This window comes from Shinella yambaruensis (genome assembly GCF_022899355.1).
Taxonomy (GTDB): Bacteria; Pseudomonadota; Alphaproteobacteria; order Rhizobiales; family Rhizobiaceae; genus Shinella; species Shinella yambaruensis.
In genome coordinates, this window is the sequence record NZ_JALJCK010000002.1 from 633,977 (window position 1) to 648,982 (window position 15,006).

The window sequence follows — 15,006 nt, forward strand, 5'->3', positions numbered from 1 at the left end:
CCTCGGGAATCTTTTTCACGCTTCCGGCAAATTTCCTGAATTTTTCGGAAAACTTTCCGAAAGGCTCAGTAGCGCGAGACGATCCGGGTATAGGAGGAGATGGAACGCACCTTGCCGCCATGGGGTTTTACCAGCGCCTTCAGCGCCCGGTCGGGATCACGGAGGTCGTAGAGGCCGGTGACGCGCTGGCGGCCGAGCGTGCGGTCCGGCACGCTGATCCAGGCGGAATGGTAGCGTTGCAGGCGCGCGACGACGCTGTCGACGGTGACGTCGTTGACGAAGAGCAGGCCGCTCCGCCAGGCGCCGATCTCCTCCAGCGGAACCGTCGCGCGGGTGATCGCGCCGGTCGCGCCATCGACCGTCGCCATGTCGCCCGGCGCCATTTCGGCAACGGCATGCGTTTCGCCCTCGCCGGAAATGCCGACCACGCCGCGGGCGAGCTGCACCGTCGTCGCGGCGTCGTCGAGCGCCACGTCGAAGGCCGTGCCGAGCACGACGACCCGGGCATTGCCGGCCTCCACGGTGAAGGGGCGCCTGCCGTCATGCGCCACGTCGAAGAAGGCCTGACCGGCAAGGAGGCGCACATGGCGACCCTCCGGCGTCAGCTCGACGTCGATGGCACTGTCGGCGGACAGGTTCACGGCGCTGCCGTCGGCGAGCGTCACCATCCGGCTTTCGCCGGTGCCGGTGCGGAAATCGGCCTGCAGCCAGATCATCAGGGCAGGGGCGGCGAGCACGAAGAGGAGCGCGGCGGCAAGGGCGAGGGCGATGCCCGCCGCAAGGGGCTTGCGGCTGCGGCGGGGCAGGGTCGCGACCGGGCGGGCCGGCCACAGGTCGGCATGGCGCGGCCGCACCTCGCCGAGGGCGTCCCATGCCTTCAGCGCGTCGCGCCAGGCGGCGCGGTTGATCTCCGCGCGCGCGAGCCAGTCCTCCACGTCCCGGGCGGCCTGCGGACAATCGGGATCGGCCTTCAGCCGCAGCAGCCAGTCCATGGCCTCTTCGATCGCGCGGCGCTTTTCGCTGTCGTCCTGAATCAAGTTCTTACCCGTGCCCCGGCTCCCCATGCCGCGCATGGCGTTCTAGCCGAATATCAGATTGCTGCGTAGGGACGATTTGCGCGCGGATTTTTTTCACGGGGCGCCATTGCCGAGCCGAAGCGCGATCTCCACCAGCGCGGCGCGGACATGGCGGTGGGCGGTGGCGACGGAGATGCCGAGATGGGCGGCGACTTCCTCCAGCGTATAGCCCCCGAAACGGTGCATCTCGAGCGCCACGCGCACGTCCAGCGGAAACCGGTCGAGCACCTCGGCGATCGCCCGCACCTCGTCGGAGACGAGCACGGTCTCCTCCGGTGTCTCGACAGCGCGGGGCATGGACCAGAACGGCGGCTCGCTGTCCTGTTCCCTCATCTCGATCCTGCGCCGCTTGATGAGGTCGAGGCAGAGATTGCGCACGATGCGGTAGAGATAGGCGAGCGTCTGGCCGGCGGAGGCGCCATAGGTGTTGGCCGGCGAAAAGCGCAGGAAGGCATCCTGCACGATATCCTCCGCCGCCTCGCGCGAACCGAGGATCCGCGTCGCATAACGGACGAGGGCAGGGCGGTGGGCGGCGTAGAGCAGCGAGGTGGCATCTCCCTCCTTCACGGTGCGGCCTCTTCGATGCGGCTCCAGCGGGAGGCGGTGGGCGGAACGCCGCCCCGGCGCGTCACGCTGCGCGCCAGAACCTCTCCCGTCCGCCTTCCGGCATCGCCGCGCGTCGCCGCCATTGCCAACCCTTCAGAATCGCCGCGCCCCGGGCGGCGGCCGTGTGTCCATGAGACATAGCTTAACTTGATTTATCAGGTCAAGTTTATCGCCGGCAAGCGGCCGCCCGTCACGCCCGCCGGTGCTTGGGCGTCACGCCATAGGCCTTCTTGAAGGCCGTGGTGAAGCTCGATGGGTTGCGGTAGCCGGCAAGGTAGGCGGCCTGCGAGATCGGAATGCCGTCCCGCTCCAGCGCGGCGCGTGCCGTTTCCAGCCGCTCCTGGCGGATGAAGTCCGACACGGTCGTGCCGAAATGCTCCTTGAAATGGCGCTGGATGGAGGAGGTGCTGATGCCGACATCCCGCGCGATGCGGTCGAGCGTCAGGTCCTCGCAGACATGGGCGAGGATATAGTCGCGCACCTTCTCGCCCTGCCGGCGACTGAGCGCCGTCGGCTGGTGCGGTTCTGTCGCATCGGCCTCGACGAGAACCGAGCAGGCCTGACACATGATGTCGAAGGCGTGCGAATTGCGGTAGAGCGTCAGGAGTTCGCCCGCCATCGTGCCCGGTGGCTTGAGGATGTGCTCGGCGATCTGGATGAGGTGGCGGTTCGGGGCGAAGCTGAACTCGGCGAGATGCCGGGCGAAGAAGGCGCGCAGCTTCGGCATGCTCGTCGGTTGCGAACGTATCAGCCGGTCGACCCACGGCAGCGGCGCGGAGATCATCACCTTGCGCAGCGGCGTCGTGCTTTCGTTGACGAACTGCAGCTTGCAGTCCCGCCCGACATTCAGCATGAAGACGGTCGGCTCCGGGTTTGCCGCATCGCCCGCATCGATGCGGAAATGTTCCCCGTCCATCACGAAATGCTGCCGGCCCTGCAGGAGGACCATGATCAGGAATTTCGGCCAGACGTCGTAGAGATTGTCGTCCGGCGTGCAGCTTGCCGGGCCATCCATGGCGCCGACGAACAGGTGCTGGGGAACTTCCGGTTTGATCCTGATGTTCAAGACGCCGCCCTCTTGCATCGCCTTTTTCCGCGCGAACTGACCCCGGCTGCCGCTTCCGCAAAGTTTTCTGCGGTCTCCGCGAAAGTCTTTGCGGTCGACAGCCGATCCAAGCTACTGGCATAGTTGACTTCGTTAATCAAGTTTAATCGCCGGCCGTCGCGCCGGCCTTGTCGTATGTGGGTTCAGGAAATGTGGGGCACTCTTTCGCCGTCGATCGGACAACGTCGTATCATGCTGCTTGCCGCGGCCAGCGTCCTGGCGCTGAACGCGGCCGTCGCGCAGGAACAAGGGACCGGCCAGGCGACAGGCCAGGGCAACACGGTGCTGGAGGCGGTGGTCATCGAGGGCGGCGCCGGCGAGCGGGGCGACGGGCCGGTTGACGGCTACGTCGCGAAGAAGAGCCTTGCCGGCACCAAGACGGATACGCCCGTTTCCCGGACGCCGCAGACCGTCAGCGTCGTCTCCAGGGAACAGATCGAGGACCAGAGCGCCCAGTCCGTCGCCGAGGCGCTGCGCTATACGCCTGGCGTCCTTACCGAGTACCGCGGCGCCTCCAACCTGCGCGACGAGCTTTTCGTGCGCGGCTTCTACTACGTGCCGAAATATCTCGACGGCCTGTTCCTCGGCGGCGACCTCTCCTATGCGAAGATCGATCCCTATCTCTTGGAGCGCGTGGAGCTGATCTCGGGCCCCGCCTCGGTCCTTTATGGCCAGGCCAATCCCGGCGGCATCGTCAACATGGTCAGCAAGAAGCCGACCGATACGCCGCTGCGCGCGGTGGAGCTTTCGGTCGGCACGGACAAGTACCTCTCCGCCGGCTTCGACATCTCCGACACGTTCGACGACGTCTTCAGCTACCGCATCGCGGCGAAGGGCCTCCGGCGCGACCTGCAGGAGGACCATGCGAAGAACCGCTCCTTCGCCGTCGCGCCGTCCTTCACCTGGTCGCCGGACGAGGGCACCTCGCTGACCATCCTCGGCGGCTACCAGAACGAACCGGATGCAGGCTACCGCAACTTCCTCGATGCGGCCGGCACCGTCACGCCGATCCCGGGCTTCGGCTTCGTGCCGCGTGACTTCTTCGTGTCCGATCCGGATTTCGAGCGTTCGGAACGCAAGCAGGCCTGGATCGGCTACGAGTTCAAGCATGAATTCAACGACAATCTCACCTTCCGCCAGAATGCCCGCTACCACCATGTCGATTGGCTGCACCATACGCTGGTCTATGGCAGCGCCAGCCCCGATCCGGTGACCGGGAACAACACGATCGTCAGCCGCTCGGCGAGCGGCGGCACGGACACCTGGAACCAGTTCACCATCGACAACCAGATCGAGGCGACATTCTCGACGGGCGCGGCCGAGCACACGCTGCTCGGCGGCGTGGACTACCAGTACCGCACGCGTGATTACAAATGGGGCCGCGCCGCCGGGCCGAGCATCGACCTTGCCGACCCGCGCTACGGCGACTTCGACTTCTCGTCGCTGGTACTCGCAACCACCGACCTTCAGGACCTGACGGCCCGTCAGGTGGGTGTCTACCTGCAGGACCAGGTGGAGATCGGCGCCTTGAACCTTCTCGCCGGTATCCGCTACGACCGGGCCAAGACCGAGATCGACGACCGGCTGGGCACCAACGACCAGTCCTATGACGACGGCGCCTTCACCTGGCGCGCCGGGGCGCTCTATGCCTTCGACAACGGCCTCTCGCCCTATGTCAGCTATGCGACCTCCTTCGAGCCGGCGCTCTACCTGCCGCCGGCCGGCAGCTCGGCCTTCTCGCCCACGACGGCCGGGCAGTTCGAGGTCGGCGTCAAATATGCCCCGGAAGGCTCTGGCCTGCTGCTGACGGCCGCCTATTACGACCTGAGGCAGAAGGACGTGGTGGCCGGCGCCTGGGACCCGGATCTCGGCCAGGTGGTTTATTCGCAGGTCGGCAAGATCCACAACCGCGGCATCGAGCTTTCCGCCCGGGCGGAGGTGACGAACAACCTCTCGCTGATCGCCGGCTACAGCTATATCGACTCGATCGTCAAGGAATCCGTCAATACGGGCGAAGTCGGCAAGATGCCGGCCCGCATTCCGCAGCATCAGGCCTCGCTCTGGGCGACCTACACGGCCGATGAGGGCGCGCTGGAGGGGCTGACCGTCGGCGGGGGCCTGCGTTATATCGGCACGAGCTGGGGCGATGGCGGCAATTCGTTCAAGGTCGGCGCCGTCACGCTGTTCGACGCCATGGCCTCCTACGATTTCGGCGCGAAGAGCCCGGAGCTGAAGGGCCTGTCCCTGCAGCTCAACGTCAAGAATATCGGCGACGAGCGCTACGTCGCCTCCTGCGCCAGCGCCTATGCCTGCTTCTATGGCGAAGGCCGCAGCATCGTCGCGACGCTGAAGAAGGAATGGTGATGCGCAGGATGATCGGATCGGGCGTCATGGCCTTGATCCTCTCGATGACGCCGGCGCCTGCGGCGGAGGCGACGCAAGCCGTGCCGCTCGCCGCCGGCACGGCGGTGGCGGGGAAGGCTGCGACGGCCGGGGCAAGGGAGGCCTTCGATCCCCGGACGGCCGTCGGCGACTATTTCAAGGGGGCGCTTCGCGTCGAGGCCGGCACCTTCGATCTCGATCTCGTGGACAGCGAGGGCCGGCACCTGCGCCGGCTCGCCGAAGGGGCGGGGGGCGTCGCGGAGTTCCAGTTCGTTGCCGAAGGCTCCGGCGAGCGGCTGGTCGTCACGGCCGCACGCGAGGGCGCCTATGTGCTCGGCATCGAGCGCAAGGTCGGCCTTGCCGAGCAGCGGCCGGCGCCGACCGCCTATCTGAGCCCCGCCATCGCCGGGATCGCCGCCGCAGTCGCGGCGGGCGGAACGACGGAGGCCTTCTGGGCGATGGTCGCGGACCGCGGCACGCCGCTCGTCGAAGACGGGCCGGAGGGGCACAGGATCGTCACCTTCCTGGGGCGCGGCGCGAAGCGCAACATCCGCCTGTTCGGCGCGCCGAGCGGCGACCACGAGGAATTGCAGCGTCTCGGCGATTCGGACATCTGGTTCAGGAGCTTTCAGGTGCCGGAAGGCACGCGGCTGTCCTATCAGCTGGCCTTCGACGTGCCCGACGTGCCCGGCACCGCGCGCGACCGGCGCGTCGCCATCCTTTCGACGGCCAGGGCCGATCCGCTCAACCGGCACCGCTGGCCGATGGAGGCGGTGGACGCCTACAATCAGGAGTCCGTGCTAGAACTGGCCGGTGCGCCGCCGCAGCCGTTTCTGGCGGAGAAAGGCAATCCCCAGGGCCGGTTGAGCCGGCTGTCGGTCGAAAGCCGCCTGCTCGGCAACCGCCGCGACATCACGCTCTACTACCCGCCCGGTTTCGACCCGGCGCGCAAGGACACGGTCCTGCTCTTCGTCTTCGACGCCGACCAGTATCTCGACCGCGTGCCGGTGCCGCGCATCCTCGATAACATGATCGCCGCCGGCGCGGTGCCACCGGTGGTGGCCGTCTTCGTCGCCAATCCCGACCGGGCGGCGCGGGCGCGCGAACTTCCGGCCAATCCGGCCTTCGCGGATTTCATGGCCACGGAGCTTTATCCGCTTGTCGCAAGGGAAACGGGGCTGGCGATCCCGGCCACGCGCACGGTGCTGGCCGGCTCCAGCTATGGCGGCCTCGCCTCGGCCACCGTCGCCATGCGGCATCCGGAGGTCTTCGGCAACGTGCTCTCCATGTCCGGCTCCTTCTGGTGGAGCCCGCCGGGCACGCCGGAGGACCGGCAGGAGCATGTGGCGGGGCTGATTGCCGCAGGCCCGGCGCTGCCGCTGCGCTTCTTCCTCTCGGCCGGCCTCTTCGAAACGGGCGCGCAGGGCACGGCCGGCATCCTCGAAACCAGCCGGCATTTGCGGGACGTGCTGCAGGCCAAGGGCATTCCCGTCACCTATCGCGACTATGCCGGCGGCCACGACTATCTCGTCTGGCAGGGCGTCGTCTCGGACGGGCTGATCGCGCTGTTCGGTGGGGATCGGCCCTGACGGCCGGCTTCCCTTGTCGGGAAAACATGAGTAAGGACGTTATGTTTTCGGCGCTGCCGGCAGGCAAGCCGGCCGCCGGACAAGGATGAAAGGGAAGGCCATGCTCGAATCCGTCGCCTATCTGGAGACCGCCCACGGCCGGAAATACCTGGCGCAGCTGTGCAAGCATTTCGCGCACAAGATCGAGGTCGCCGCTTCGGAAAACCACGGCGAATGTCACTTCGCCTGCGGCCTCGGCATTCTCGATGCCGATGACTATGGCCTGCGCATGACCGCCCGGGCCGAAAACGGCGAGGACCTCGCCCAGACCCAGTCGGTGATCGAATCGCATCTCGCGCGCTTCGCCTTCCGTGAGGAGCTTCAGCCGCTCGACTGGCAGTGGCAGAACAAGGCCGGCTGAGCGTTCGCATCCATCCAGAATGACAGGTAGACCATGAAACAGTTCCGCCCGCTCGCGGCCTTCGCCGCCCTTGCCCTTTCCATCCTGCCCGCCGGCGCCATGGACGTGCCGACGGCGCGGGGAACGGTCGCGGTCGACGGCGTGCCGAAAACCATCGCCGTCTACGACATGGCCGCGCTCGACACGCTCGACCGCCTCGGCATCCGCCCGGCGGGCGTGCCGGACAAGCTCTACGTTCCCGCGCTGGAGCCGATCAAGGCGGGCGCGACGGCGGTCGGCACGCTCTTCGAGCCCGACCTCGAGGCGCTGAGCGCGCTCGGCCCCGATCTCGTCATCGTCGGCAGCCGGTCCGCCGCCAAGGCGGACGTCACCGCCAAGGTGGCGCCGACCATCGACATGACGATCGATGGCGACGATCTCTTCGGCCAGGCCAAGCTGCGTCTTGAGACCTATGGCGAGCTGTTCGGCAAGGCGGCGGAGGCAAAGGCGATTGCCGGCGAGCTGGACGCGAAGCTTGCGGCCGCGAGGGCCGCCGTTGCCGGCAAGGGCAAGGCGCTGATCGTCATGACCAACGGGCCGAAGGTCTCCACCTATGGCCCCGGCTCGCGCTTCGGCTGGGTGCATGCGGCGCTCGACCTGCCGCCGGCGATCGCCGAGATCGAGACGGCGACGCATGGCGAGGCGGTGTCCTTCGAATTCATCCGCGAGGCGAACCCGGACTGGCTTCTGGTGCTCGACCGCGCCGCTGCCGTCGGCTCCAACGAGCAGGCCGCCAGGGTGACGCTCGACAACGAGCTCGTGGCGGAAACGACGGCGTGGAAGAAGGGCCAGGTCGTCTACCTGCCGGCGCCGGATTTCTACATCGCCGCCGGCGGCGTGCAGTCGCTCGAACGCGTGCTGGCGACGATCACGGAGGCCTTCGCCGCCGCGAAATGAGCGCCCGCGCCCTGCAACCCTCCTTGCGGACCGGAACGATCGCGGGCCTCGGGCTCGCGGTCCTTTTTGTGCTGAGCCTTGCCGTCGGCGTCAGCCCGATGCCGCTCGGCCGGGTGCTGAGCGATCCCGAAGCGCTGCAGCTGCTCCTCGTCAGCCGCCTGCCGCGCACGCTTGCCGCGATCCTCAGCGGCGCCGGGCTGGCGATCGCCGGCCTCATCATGCAGACGCTGGCCCGCAACCGCTTCGTCGAGCCCGCGACCGCCGGCACGGCGCAGAGCGCCGAACTCGGCATCCTCCTCGTCACGCTGCTCTTTCCCGCCGCCGCCCTGCCGGTGAAGACGCTCGTCGCCGGCGGCGCGGCTCTGCTCGGCACCTCGATCTTCCTGGCGACCGCCCATCGCCTGCCGCCCGCCCAGCCGTTCCTCGTGCCGCTCTTCGGCATCGTCTATGGCGGGGTCATCGGCGCGGCCGCGACCTATGCGGCCTGGCAGGCGGATCTCCTGCAGTTCCTCGCCGTCTGGACCAACGGCGACTTCTCCGGCGTGCTGCGCGGGCGCTACGAACTCTTGTGGATCGCCGCCGTGATGGTCGCCATCGCCTGGTTCGTTGCCGACCGGCTGACCATCATGGCGCTCGGGCGCGAGGCGAGCATCGGGCTCGGCATCGACTATGCCCGCATGGTGCAGATCGGCCTCGTCCTCGTCTCCGTCATCACGGCGCTGGCCGTCGCCGTCGTCGGCATGATCCCCTTCGTCGGCCTTGCCGTGCCCAACATCGTCTCGCGCCTGATGGGCGACAATGTGCGCGGCACGCTGGGCTGGGTCGCCGCCGGCGGGGCGGGGCTGGTGCTCGCCTGCGACATCGCCGGGCGCCTCATCCGCTATCCTTACGAGATCCCCGTCGGCACGGTGATGGGCGTGGTCGGCGGGGCGATCTTCCTCTGGCTGCTCTTCCGGCGTGGCGCCCATGCCTGACCGTCGTCTTCTCGGCCTTGCCGCCGCGGCCCTTGCCGCTGCCGTCGCGTTCCTGGCGATCGGCCTCAAGGGCAACATCGCCTTCGTGCTGGAACTGCGCCTCGTGAAGCTTGCGGCGCTGGTGCAGGTGGGCGTGGCGATCGCCATTTCCACTGTGATCTTCCAGACCGTCACCGGCAACCGCATCCTGACGCCGTCGATCATGGGGCTCGATGCGCTCTATCTCTTCGGCCAGATGCTGATGGTCTTCCTGCTCGGCGGGGTCGGCTATGTCACGCTCGATCCGCAGATGAAGTTCGGCCTGGAGGTGCTGGTGCTGATGGCGCTCGCCTCGGCGCTGCTGCTGCCCATGCTGAAGAGCCGCCTCGACATGGGCCTGATGCTGCTGGCCGGCGTGGTCTTCGGCGTCCTGTTCCGCAGCCTGCATTCGCTGCTCGCCCGCCTCATCGACCCCAACGAGTTCTCCGTCGTGCAATCGGCGAGCTTCGCCAATTTCAATGCTGTGCGCACCGACCTCCTGGTCTTCGCCGCCATCGTCACGGTCATCGCCGCCGTGATCGCCTGGCGGGCGCGCCACGTGCTCGACATCATCTCGCTCGGGCCGGATACGGCAACGGGCCTCGGCGTCGGCTGGGCGGGCACGGTGACGGGCCTGCTGCTGCTCGTCTCAGCGCTGGTGGCCGTCTCCACGGCGCTCGTCGGGCCGGTCGCCTTCTTCGGGCTTCTGGTGGCGGCGCTGGCCGAGCGCATCGTCGATACCCGCCGCCACGGCGTGCTGCTGCCGGCGGCCGCCCTTGCCGGCATCGTCGTGCTCGTCGGCGGGCAGACGCTGTTCCAGCATGCGCTCGGCAACGCGACGGCGCTCGGCGTCGTCATCGAATTCGTCGGCGGGCTCGTCTTCCTCCTGCTGCTGGTCCTCGGGAGCCGCAAATGATCCGGATAGAAAACGTCTCCTTCAAGCACCGGACGACGCCGATCCTCACGGATGTCAGCCTGACGATCCCGAAGGGTGGCGTCGTGGCGCTGATCGGGCCGAACGGCGCGGGAAAGTCCTCGCTTCTTTCGCTCGTCGCGCGGCTGCAGCCGCTCCAGACGGGCGCCATCGATATCGACGGGCTGCCGGTGGATAGTACGCCTGGCCGGGAACTCGCCCGCGTCATCGCCATCCTGCGGCAGGACACGACGGTGGCAAGCCGCCTCAAGGTGCGCGAGCTCGTCGGCTTCGGCCGGTTTCCCCATGGCCGCGGCCGCCTCACCGCGGCCGACCACGCCATTATCGATGCGGCCATCGCCCGGTTCGATCTCGCCGACCTTGCCGATCGCTTCATCGAGACGCTCTCCGGCGGCCAGCGCCAGCGCGCGCTTGTCGCCATGGCCTTTGCGCAGGGCACGGATTACCTCTTGCTCGACGAGCCGCTGAACAATCTCGACATGTATTACGCCCGCGAACTGATGCGCTCGCTGCGCAGCATCGCCGACGGCAAGGGCAAGACGGTCGTCATCGTGCTGCACGACATCAACCAGGCAAGCGCTCACGCCGACCGCATCGTCGCAATGAAGGGCGGTCGTATCGTCGCGGACGGAACGCCGACGGAGATCCTGACGCCGGAAACGCTGGAGGCCGTCTTCGGCTTTAACATGCGGGTGGAGACGATCGAGGGCAAGCCCTTCGTGCTGCATCAGCTTTAGGGCCGATTGACGAACGGGGGCGGATGCGCATCAGTCCACCCATCGCATGCCGAGGGGGAGCAGCATGGCCTATCCGGATACCTATTACCGCCGCACCATGACGGATCCGGCGGCGCGCCCCGCGCTCGCCGGCACCGTCGACTGCGACGCGGTGATCATCGGCGGCGGCCTTGCCGGCCTCTCGACGGCCCTTCAGCTTGCGCGGGCTGGCCGGAGCGTGGTGGTGCTGGAAACGGAGAGCATCGGCTTCGGCGCCTCCGGGCGCAATGGCGGCTTCGTCAGCGCCGGTTATGCGACGGGAGAGGGCAATATCGCCCGCATGGCCGGCCCGGCGTCGGCGCACGAGTTGCATCTCCTGTCGATGGAGGGCGTCGAATTCGTCCGCGACAACATCCGGACCCTTGGCCTGCAGGATGCAAAACTCCGACCGGGCCTGATGAGCGTGCTGCGCTACGATGACGGCGCGCGCCTCAAGGCCGACGTGGAGGACGCGCGCCGGCGCTATGGCGAAGACGCCAGCTACATGGACCGCGATGCGGTGCGCGCGGTGCTGAAATCGGATCGTTACCATCAGGCGGTGCGCCATGGGGATGCCTTCCACATGCACCCCTTGAATTATCTGCGCGGCATCGCCCGGGAAATCGAGCGCCTCGGCGGGCGCATCTTCGAGCAGTCCGCGACAACGGGGACGGATCTGGAGGGCGCGGAGAAGCGGGTGAAGACGGCAGGCGGCACGGTGACGGCGCGGGACGTCGTCTTCGCCACCGGCGGGTACACCGGGGCGCTGAATGCGCGGCTCCGACGCGCCTTCCTGCCGATCGCCACCTATGTGATGATCAGCGAGGAGGCGCCTGACCTTCTCGCCACAGCGATTGCCACCGGCGACGCCATCGGCGACAACCGCCGGGCGGGCGACTATTACCGCCTCGTCGATGATGGCCGGAGGCTGCTCTGGGGCGGGCGCATCACCACCCGCGCCGCCTCGGCCGAGGGGCTGGTGCGCGAACTGCGCGCCGAGATGGTCGGCACCTACCCGCAGCTTGCCGGCCTCGGGACGGAGCTCGCCTGGTCGGGCCTGATGTCCTATGCCCGCCACCTGATGCCCCAGATCGGACGCATGGCCTCCGGCGTCTGGCACTGCACCGCCTTCGGCGGCCACGGCCTCAACACGACGGCGATCGGCGGCAAGGTTGTCGCCGAGGGCATCCTGGGGGAAAGCGAGCGCTACAGGCTCTTTGCGCCCTTCGGCCTGGCCTGGGCCGGCGGCCTCGCGGGGCTGGCTGTGGCGCAATTGACCTATTGGAAGCTGCAGGCACAGGACCGGTGGCGCGAGCGTGCCGCCTGAGACGGCCGGCCGCCACTGAGCGGTGGGTTGCCCGAACTGCGGTGTTGACTATCGCCGTCGCTCCCCTTCCTTTTCATGAAAGGACATCGCATCGAGGCAGGGGAAACCATGACCGACCAGACCCGAGTAGCGCTCATTGCCGGCGGGGCCGGCGGCATGGGGACGGCGATCGCCGCGCGGCTTTCCGCCGATGGTTATGCCGTCGTCCTTGCCGACCTTGAATCCGAGCGCCTGACGACGGCGGTGGAGGCGGTACGAGCCGGGGGCGGTGCGGTGCTTGCGGTGCCGCTCGACATGCGCAAGGTCGCCTCCTGCGCTTCCGCCGTTGAGACGGCGCTCGCCTGGCATGGACGCCTCGACGCCGTCGTCAATGCCGCCGGCGTCTGGCGCGAGGGCGCAGCCGGGACGATGACGGAAGAGGACTGGGACATCGTCCTCGACGTCAACCTCAAGGGGGCGTTCTTCCTCATCCAGGCGGCGATCCCGCATCTCGGGGCCGGTGCCTCCATCGTCAACATCGCCTCGGATGCCGGTCTCGTCGGCAACAACGGCGCTTCGATCTACTGCGCCTCGAAGGGCGGGCTGGTGCTGCTGACCAAGGCGCTGGCGCTGGAACTCGCGCCGCGCCGGATCCGCGTCAATGCCGTCTGCCCCGGCGACGTCGCGACGCCGATGATCGAGTTCCAGGCGGACCGCTATGGCGGCGGCGACCCGGACGGCTACAAGGCGAAGCTCCTGTCCAACTACCCCCAGCAGGCGGCGGCGCGCTTCATCCGGCCGGAGGAGATCGCCCGCATGGTCGCCTATCTCTGCGAGCCGGACGCCGCGCCCATCACCGGGGCGGCGCTCTCCATCGATTTCGGCGTGACGGCCGGGTACTGAGGAGGGGCGGATGCAGCGCAGGACGGCGATCATCACCGGGGCAGGGGCGGAGGACGGCATCGGCTTCGCCTGTGCGCGGAGCTTGGCGGAGGAGGGCTATGCCGTCCACCTCGTGGCGACCAGCGCGCGGATTTTGACCCGCGCCGAGGAATTGCGGCGCGACGGGTTTTCCGCGACCGGCCATGTCTGCGACCTCACCGTCAGGGCCGAGGTCGAAACGCTGCGGCGGGCGACGGGACCGGCCGCGGTGCTCGTCAACAATGCCGGCATGGGCAGCCTCGCACAGCCGGCGCTGCAGCGGGATTTCGCCATGCTGGAGGAGGCGGACTGGGACCGCGGCATCTCCGTCACCCTCAAGACGACGTTCCTTTCGACCCGCCTCTACCTGCCGGACATGCTGGCGGACGGTTACGGCCGCATCGTCAACGTGGCATCGGTGACGGGACCCTATGTCGCCAATCCCGGCGAGACGGCCTATTCCGCCGCCAAGGCCGGCATGGTGGGCCTGACGCATGCGCTCGCCCTCGAGGCCGGCCCGCACGGCGTCACGATCAATGCCGTGGCGCCCGGCTGGATCGACACGGGCGCCTCCACGGAGGAGGAGCGCCGCGCCGCCATGGCGACGCCCTGCGGCCGCGCGGGCCGGCCGGACGAGGTGGCCGCCGCCGTCGCCTTCCTCGCCTCTCCGAAGGCGAGCTATATCAACGGCGCCGTGCTGGTGGTCGATGGCGGCAACATCCTCCAGGAGCGCAAGGCCTGAATCCCGCCCAAGACGGGGGCGAGGATTTCTGTTTCGTCCCGAAGCCATTCATACCATAGTGACCGCAACCCAACGGGCGCCGCGGACGCCAAGACCGGAAGGCTTTCCATGACCTATCCCTGGCCCGACGCCGGCACGCCGCTCGAAGATGTCCCCACCCCCATGCCCGTCATCGACGAGGACCGGCTGGCGGCGAACATCGCCCGCGCGCAGGCCTATTTCGACGGGCACGGTATGGCTTTCCGCCCGCATATCAAGACCCACAAGATCATCGCGGTCGCCGAGGCGCAGCGGGCGGCCGGCGCCGTCGGGCTCAACTGCCAGAAGATCAGCGAGGCCGAGGTTTTCGCCGATGCCGGCTTTGAGGACATCCTGATCACCTACAACATTCTCGGCGCGGCGAAGCTCAGGCGCCTGCGCGCGCTGCACGAACGGGTGCCGCGCCTTGCAGTGGTCGCCGACAGCGCCACGACCGTGGACGGCCTTGCCGGCGCTTTCGATGCCGCCCGTCCGCTGACCGTGCTCGTGGAATGCGATACGGGCGGGCGCCGGTGCGGCGTGCAGACGCCGGAGGCGGCGACGGACCTCGCGGCCCGGATCGCCGCGGCGCCCGCCCTCCGCTTCGGCGGCATCCTCACCTATCCGGCGACCGGCGGGGCGAGCGCGGTGGAGGCTTTCATCGCCGGAACCATGACCTTGCTTGCGGCCCGCGGCCTCGATTGCCCGGTGCGCTCCAGCGGCGGTTCGCCAGACCTTTGGAAGGCCCATCTCGTGCCCTCCGCCACGGAACACCGTGCGGGAACCTATGTCTACAACGACCGCAGCATGGTGCGCGCCGGCCATTGCAAGCGGCAGGACCTTGCCATGCACATCCTTGCGACCGTCGTCTCGCGCCCGGCGGAGGACCGCGCGGTGCTGGATGCCGGTTCCAAGGCGCTCACCTCCGACCTGCTCGGCTTTGCCGACTACGGCGAGATCGAAGGCCACGAGGGCGCCCGCATCGTCTCCCTCTCGGAGGAGCATGCGGTCGTCGATCTCAAGGATTGCCGGGGCGCGTTTCCCGCCATCGGCAGCGTGGTGCACATCGTGCCGAACCACACCTGCGTCGTCAGCAACCTGTTCGACCGCATGGTCTTCCATCGCGGCGGCATCGTCACCAGGGTTGAAGAGGTCGCCGCGCGCGGCACGGTCTGGTGAGCCCGGATTTCGGTTGACGGCACGCGGCAAAGCCGCTCGTGCTGACCGGCAAACGCATTCAAGGA

General features: G+C 68.2%; 14 protein-coding genes. 11 read left to right on the forward strand and 3 right to left on the reverse strand.

Going from position 1 to position 15,006, the window contains the following annotated elements:
* Window positions 1–65 precede the first annotated feature (65 nt).
* The 3 genes from MUU56_RS06835 to MUU56_RS06845 form a co-directional block, all read right to left on the reverse strand.
* Window positions 66–1,037: a FecR family protein gene (locus tag MUU56_RS06835; RefSeq protein ID WP_244766554.1), complete on the reverse strand. Its 972-nt coding sequence runs from the start codon at window positions 1,035–1,037 to the stop codon at window positions 66–68.
* A 93-nt stretch (window positions 1,038–1,130) separates the two neighbouring features.
* Window positions 1,131–1,643, reverse strand: a complete 513-nt coding sequence (locus MUU56_RS06840) for an RNA polymerase sigma factor (protein WP_244766555.1) — start codon at window positions 1,641–1,643, stop codon at window positions 1,131–1,133.
* A 229-nt stretch (window positions 1,644–1,872) separates the two neighbouring features.
* Entirely contained in the window at window positions 1,873–2,748 is an 876-nt protein-coding gene (locus MUU56_RS06845) for a helix-turn-helix transcriptional regulator (protein WP_244766556.1), read from the reverse strand.
* Window positions 2,749–2,979: 231 nt separating this feature from the next.
* Between MUU56_RS06845 and MUU56_RS06850 the strand changes: the two genes are divergently transcribed.
* The 11 genes from MUU56_RS06850 (at window position 2,980) to MUU56_RS06900 (ending at window position 14,941) form a co-directional block, all read left to right on the forward strand.
* Window positions 2,980–5,151: a TonB-dependent siderophore receptor gene (locus tag MUU56_RS06850; RefSeq protein ID WP_244766557.1), complete on the forward strand. Its 2,172-nt coding sequence runs from the start codon at window positions 2,980–2,982 to the stop codon at window positions 5,149–5,151.
* Complete coding sequence (locus tag MUU56_RS06855; protein ID WP_244766558.1) at window positions 5,151–6,758, forward strand: alpha/beta hydrolase-fold protein; 1,608 nt, start codon at window positions 5,151–5,153, stop codon at window positions 6,756–6,758. Before MUU56_RS06850 ends, MUU56_RS06855 begins: the two co-directional genes overlap by 1 nt.
* Window positions 6,759–6,858: 100 nt before the next feature.
* A complete protein-coding gene (locus MUU56_RS06860) occupies window positions 6,859–7,158 on the forward strand; it encodes a DUF2218 domain-containing protein (protein ID WP_244766559.1) in 300 nt (99 codons plus the stop codon).
* 33 nt (window positions 7,159–7,191) lie between these two features.
* Window positions 7,192–8,094, forward strand: coding sequence for a siderophore ABC transporter substrate-binding protein (locus MUU56_RS06865; RefSeq protein WP_244766560.1), 903 nt, complete (start codon window positions 7,192–7,194; stop codon window positions 8,092–8,094).
* Window positions 8,091–9,068, forward strand: a complete 978-nt coding sequence (locus MUU56_RS06870) for an ABC transporter permease (RefSeq protein ID WP_244766561.1) — start codon at window positions 8,091–8,093, stop codon at window positions 9,066–9,068. Before MUU56_RS06865 ends, MUU56_RS06870 begins: the two co-directional genes overlap by 4 nt.
* A complete protein-coding gene (locus MUU56_RS06875; protein WP_244766562.1) occupies window positions 9,061–10,002 on the forward strand; it encodes an iron chelate uptake ABC transporter family permease subunit in 942 nt (313 codons plus the stop codon). The genes MUU56_RS06870 and MUU56_RS06875 overlap by 8 nt, the downstream gene beginning before the upstream one ends.
* Complete coding sequence (locus MUU56_RS06880; protein ID WP_244766563.1) at window positions 9,999–10,757, forward strand: iron ABC transporter ATP-binding protein; 759 nt, start codon at window positions 9,999–10,001, stop codon at window positions 10,755–10,757. Before MUU56_RS06875 ends, MUU56_RS06880 begins: the two co-directional genes overlap by 4 nt.
* Window positions 10,758–10,821: 64 nt before the next feature.
* Window positions 10,822–12,102, forward strand: a complete 1,281-nt coding sequence (locus MUU56_RS06885; RefSeq protein WP_244766564.1) for an NAD(P)/FAD-dependent oxidoreductase — start codon at window positions 10,822–10,824, stop codon at window positions 12,100–12,102.
* Between the two features lie 108 nt (window positions 12,103–12,210).
* Window positions 12,211–12,984, forward strand: coding sequence for an SDR family NAD(P)-dependent oxidoreductase (locus MUU56_RS06890; RefSeq protein ID WP_244766565.1), 774 nt, complete (start codon window positions 12,211–12,213; stop codon window positions 12,982–12,984).
* A 10-nt stretch (window positions 12,985–12,994) separates the two neighbouring features.
* Window positions 12,995–13,744 (forward strand): SDR family NAD(P)-dependent oxidoreductase, encoded by a 750-nt coding sequence (locus tag MUU56_RS06895; protein ID WP_244766566.1) that lies wholly within the window; start codon window positions 12,995–12,997, stop codon window positions 13,742–13,744.
* A gap of 108 nt (window positions 13,745–13,852) precedes the next feature.
* Complete coding sequence (locus tag MUU56_RS06900; protein ID WP_244766567.1) at window positions 13,853–14,941, forward strand: D-TA family PLP-dependent enzyme; 1,089 nt, start codon at window positions 13,853–13,855, stop codon at window positions 14,939–14,941.
* The last annotated feature ends 65 nt before the right edge of the window (window positions 14,942–15,006 follow it).

What these genes read in the sequence shown, in the direction of transcription:
- MUU56_RS06875 (WP_244766562.1), top strand. Translation starts at nt 9,061, where the DNA reads ATGCCTGACCGTCGTCTTCTCGGCCTTGCCGCCGCGGCCCTTGCCGCT.
- MUU56_RS06870 (WP_244766561.1), top strand. Translation starts at nt 8,091, where the DNA reads ATGAGCGCCCGCGCCCTGCAACCCTCCTTGCGGACCGGAACGATCGCG.
- MUU56_RS06855 (WP_244766558.1), top strand. Translation starts at nt 5,151, where the DNA reads ATGCGCAGGATGATCGGATCGGGCGTCATGGCCTTGATCCTCTCGATG.
- MUU56_RS06885 (WP_244766564.1), top strand. Translation starts at nt 10,822, where the DNA reads ATGGCCTATCCGGATACCTATTACCGCCGCACCATGACGGATCCGGCG.
- MUU56_RS06880 (WP_244766563.1), top strand. Translation starts at nt 9,999, where the DNA reads ATGATCCGGATAGAAAACGTCTCCTTCAAGCACCGGACGACGCCGATC.
- MUU56_RS06850 (WP_244766557.1), top strand. Translation starts at nt 2,980, where the DNA reads ATGCTGCTTGCCGCGGCCAGCGTCCTGGCGCTGAACGCGGCCGTCGCG.
- MUU56_RS06895 (WP_244766566.1), top strand. Translation starts at nt 12,995, where the DNA reads ATGCAGCGCAGGACGGCGATCATCACCGGGGCAGGGGCGGAGGACGGC.
- MUU56_RS06900 (WP_244766567.1), top strand. Translation starts at nt 13,853, where the DNA reads ATGACCTATCCCTGGCCCGACGCCGGCACGCCGCTCGAAGATGTCCCC.
- MUU56_RS06860 (WP_244766559.1), top strand. Translation starts at nt 6,859, where the DNA reads ATGCTCGAATCCGTCGCCTATCTGGAGACCGCCCACGGCCGGAAATAC.
- MUU56_RS06865 (WP_244766560.1), top strand. Translation starts at nt 7,192, where the DNA reads ATGAAACAGTTCCGCCCGCTCGCGGCCTTCGCCGCCCTTGCCCTTTCC.
- MUU56_RS06890 (WP_244766565.1), top strand. Translation starts at nt 12,211, where the DNA reads ATGACCGACCAGACCCGAGTAGCGCTCATTGCCGGCGGGGCCGGCGGC.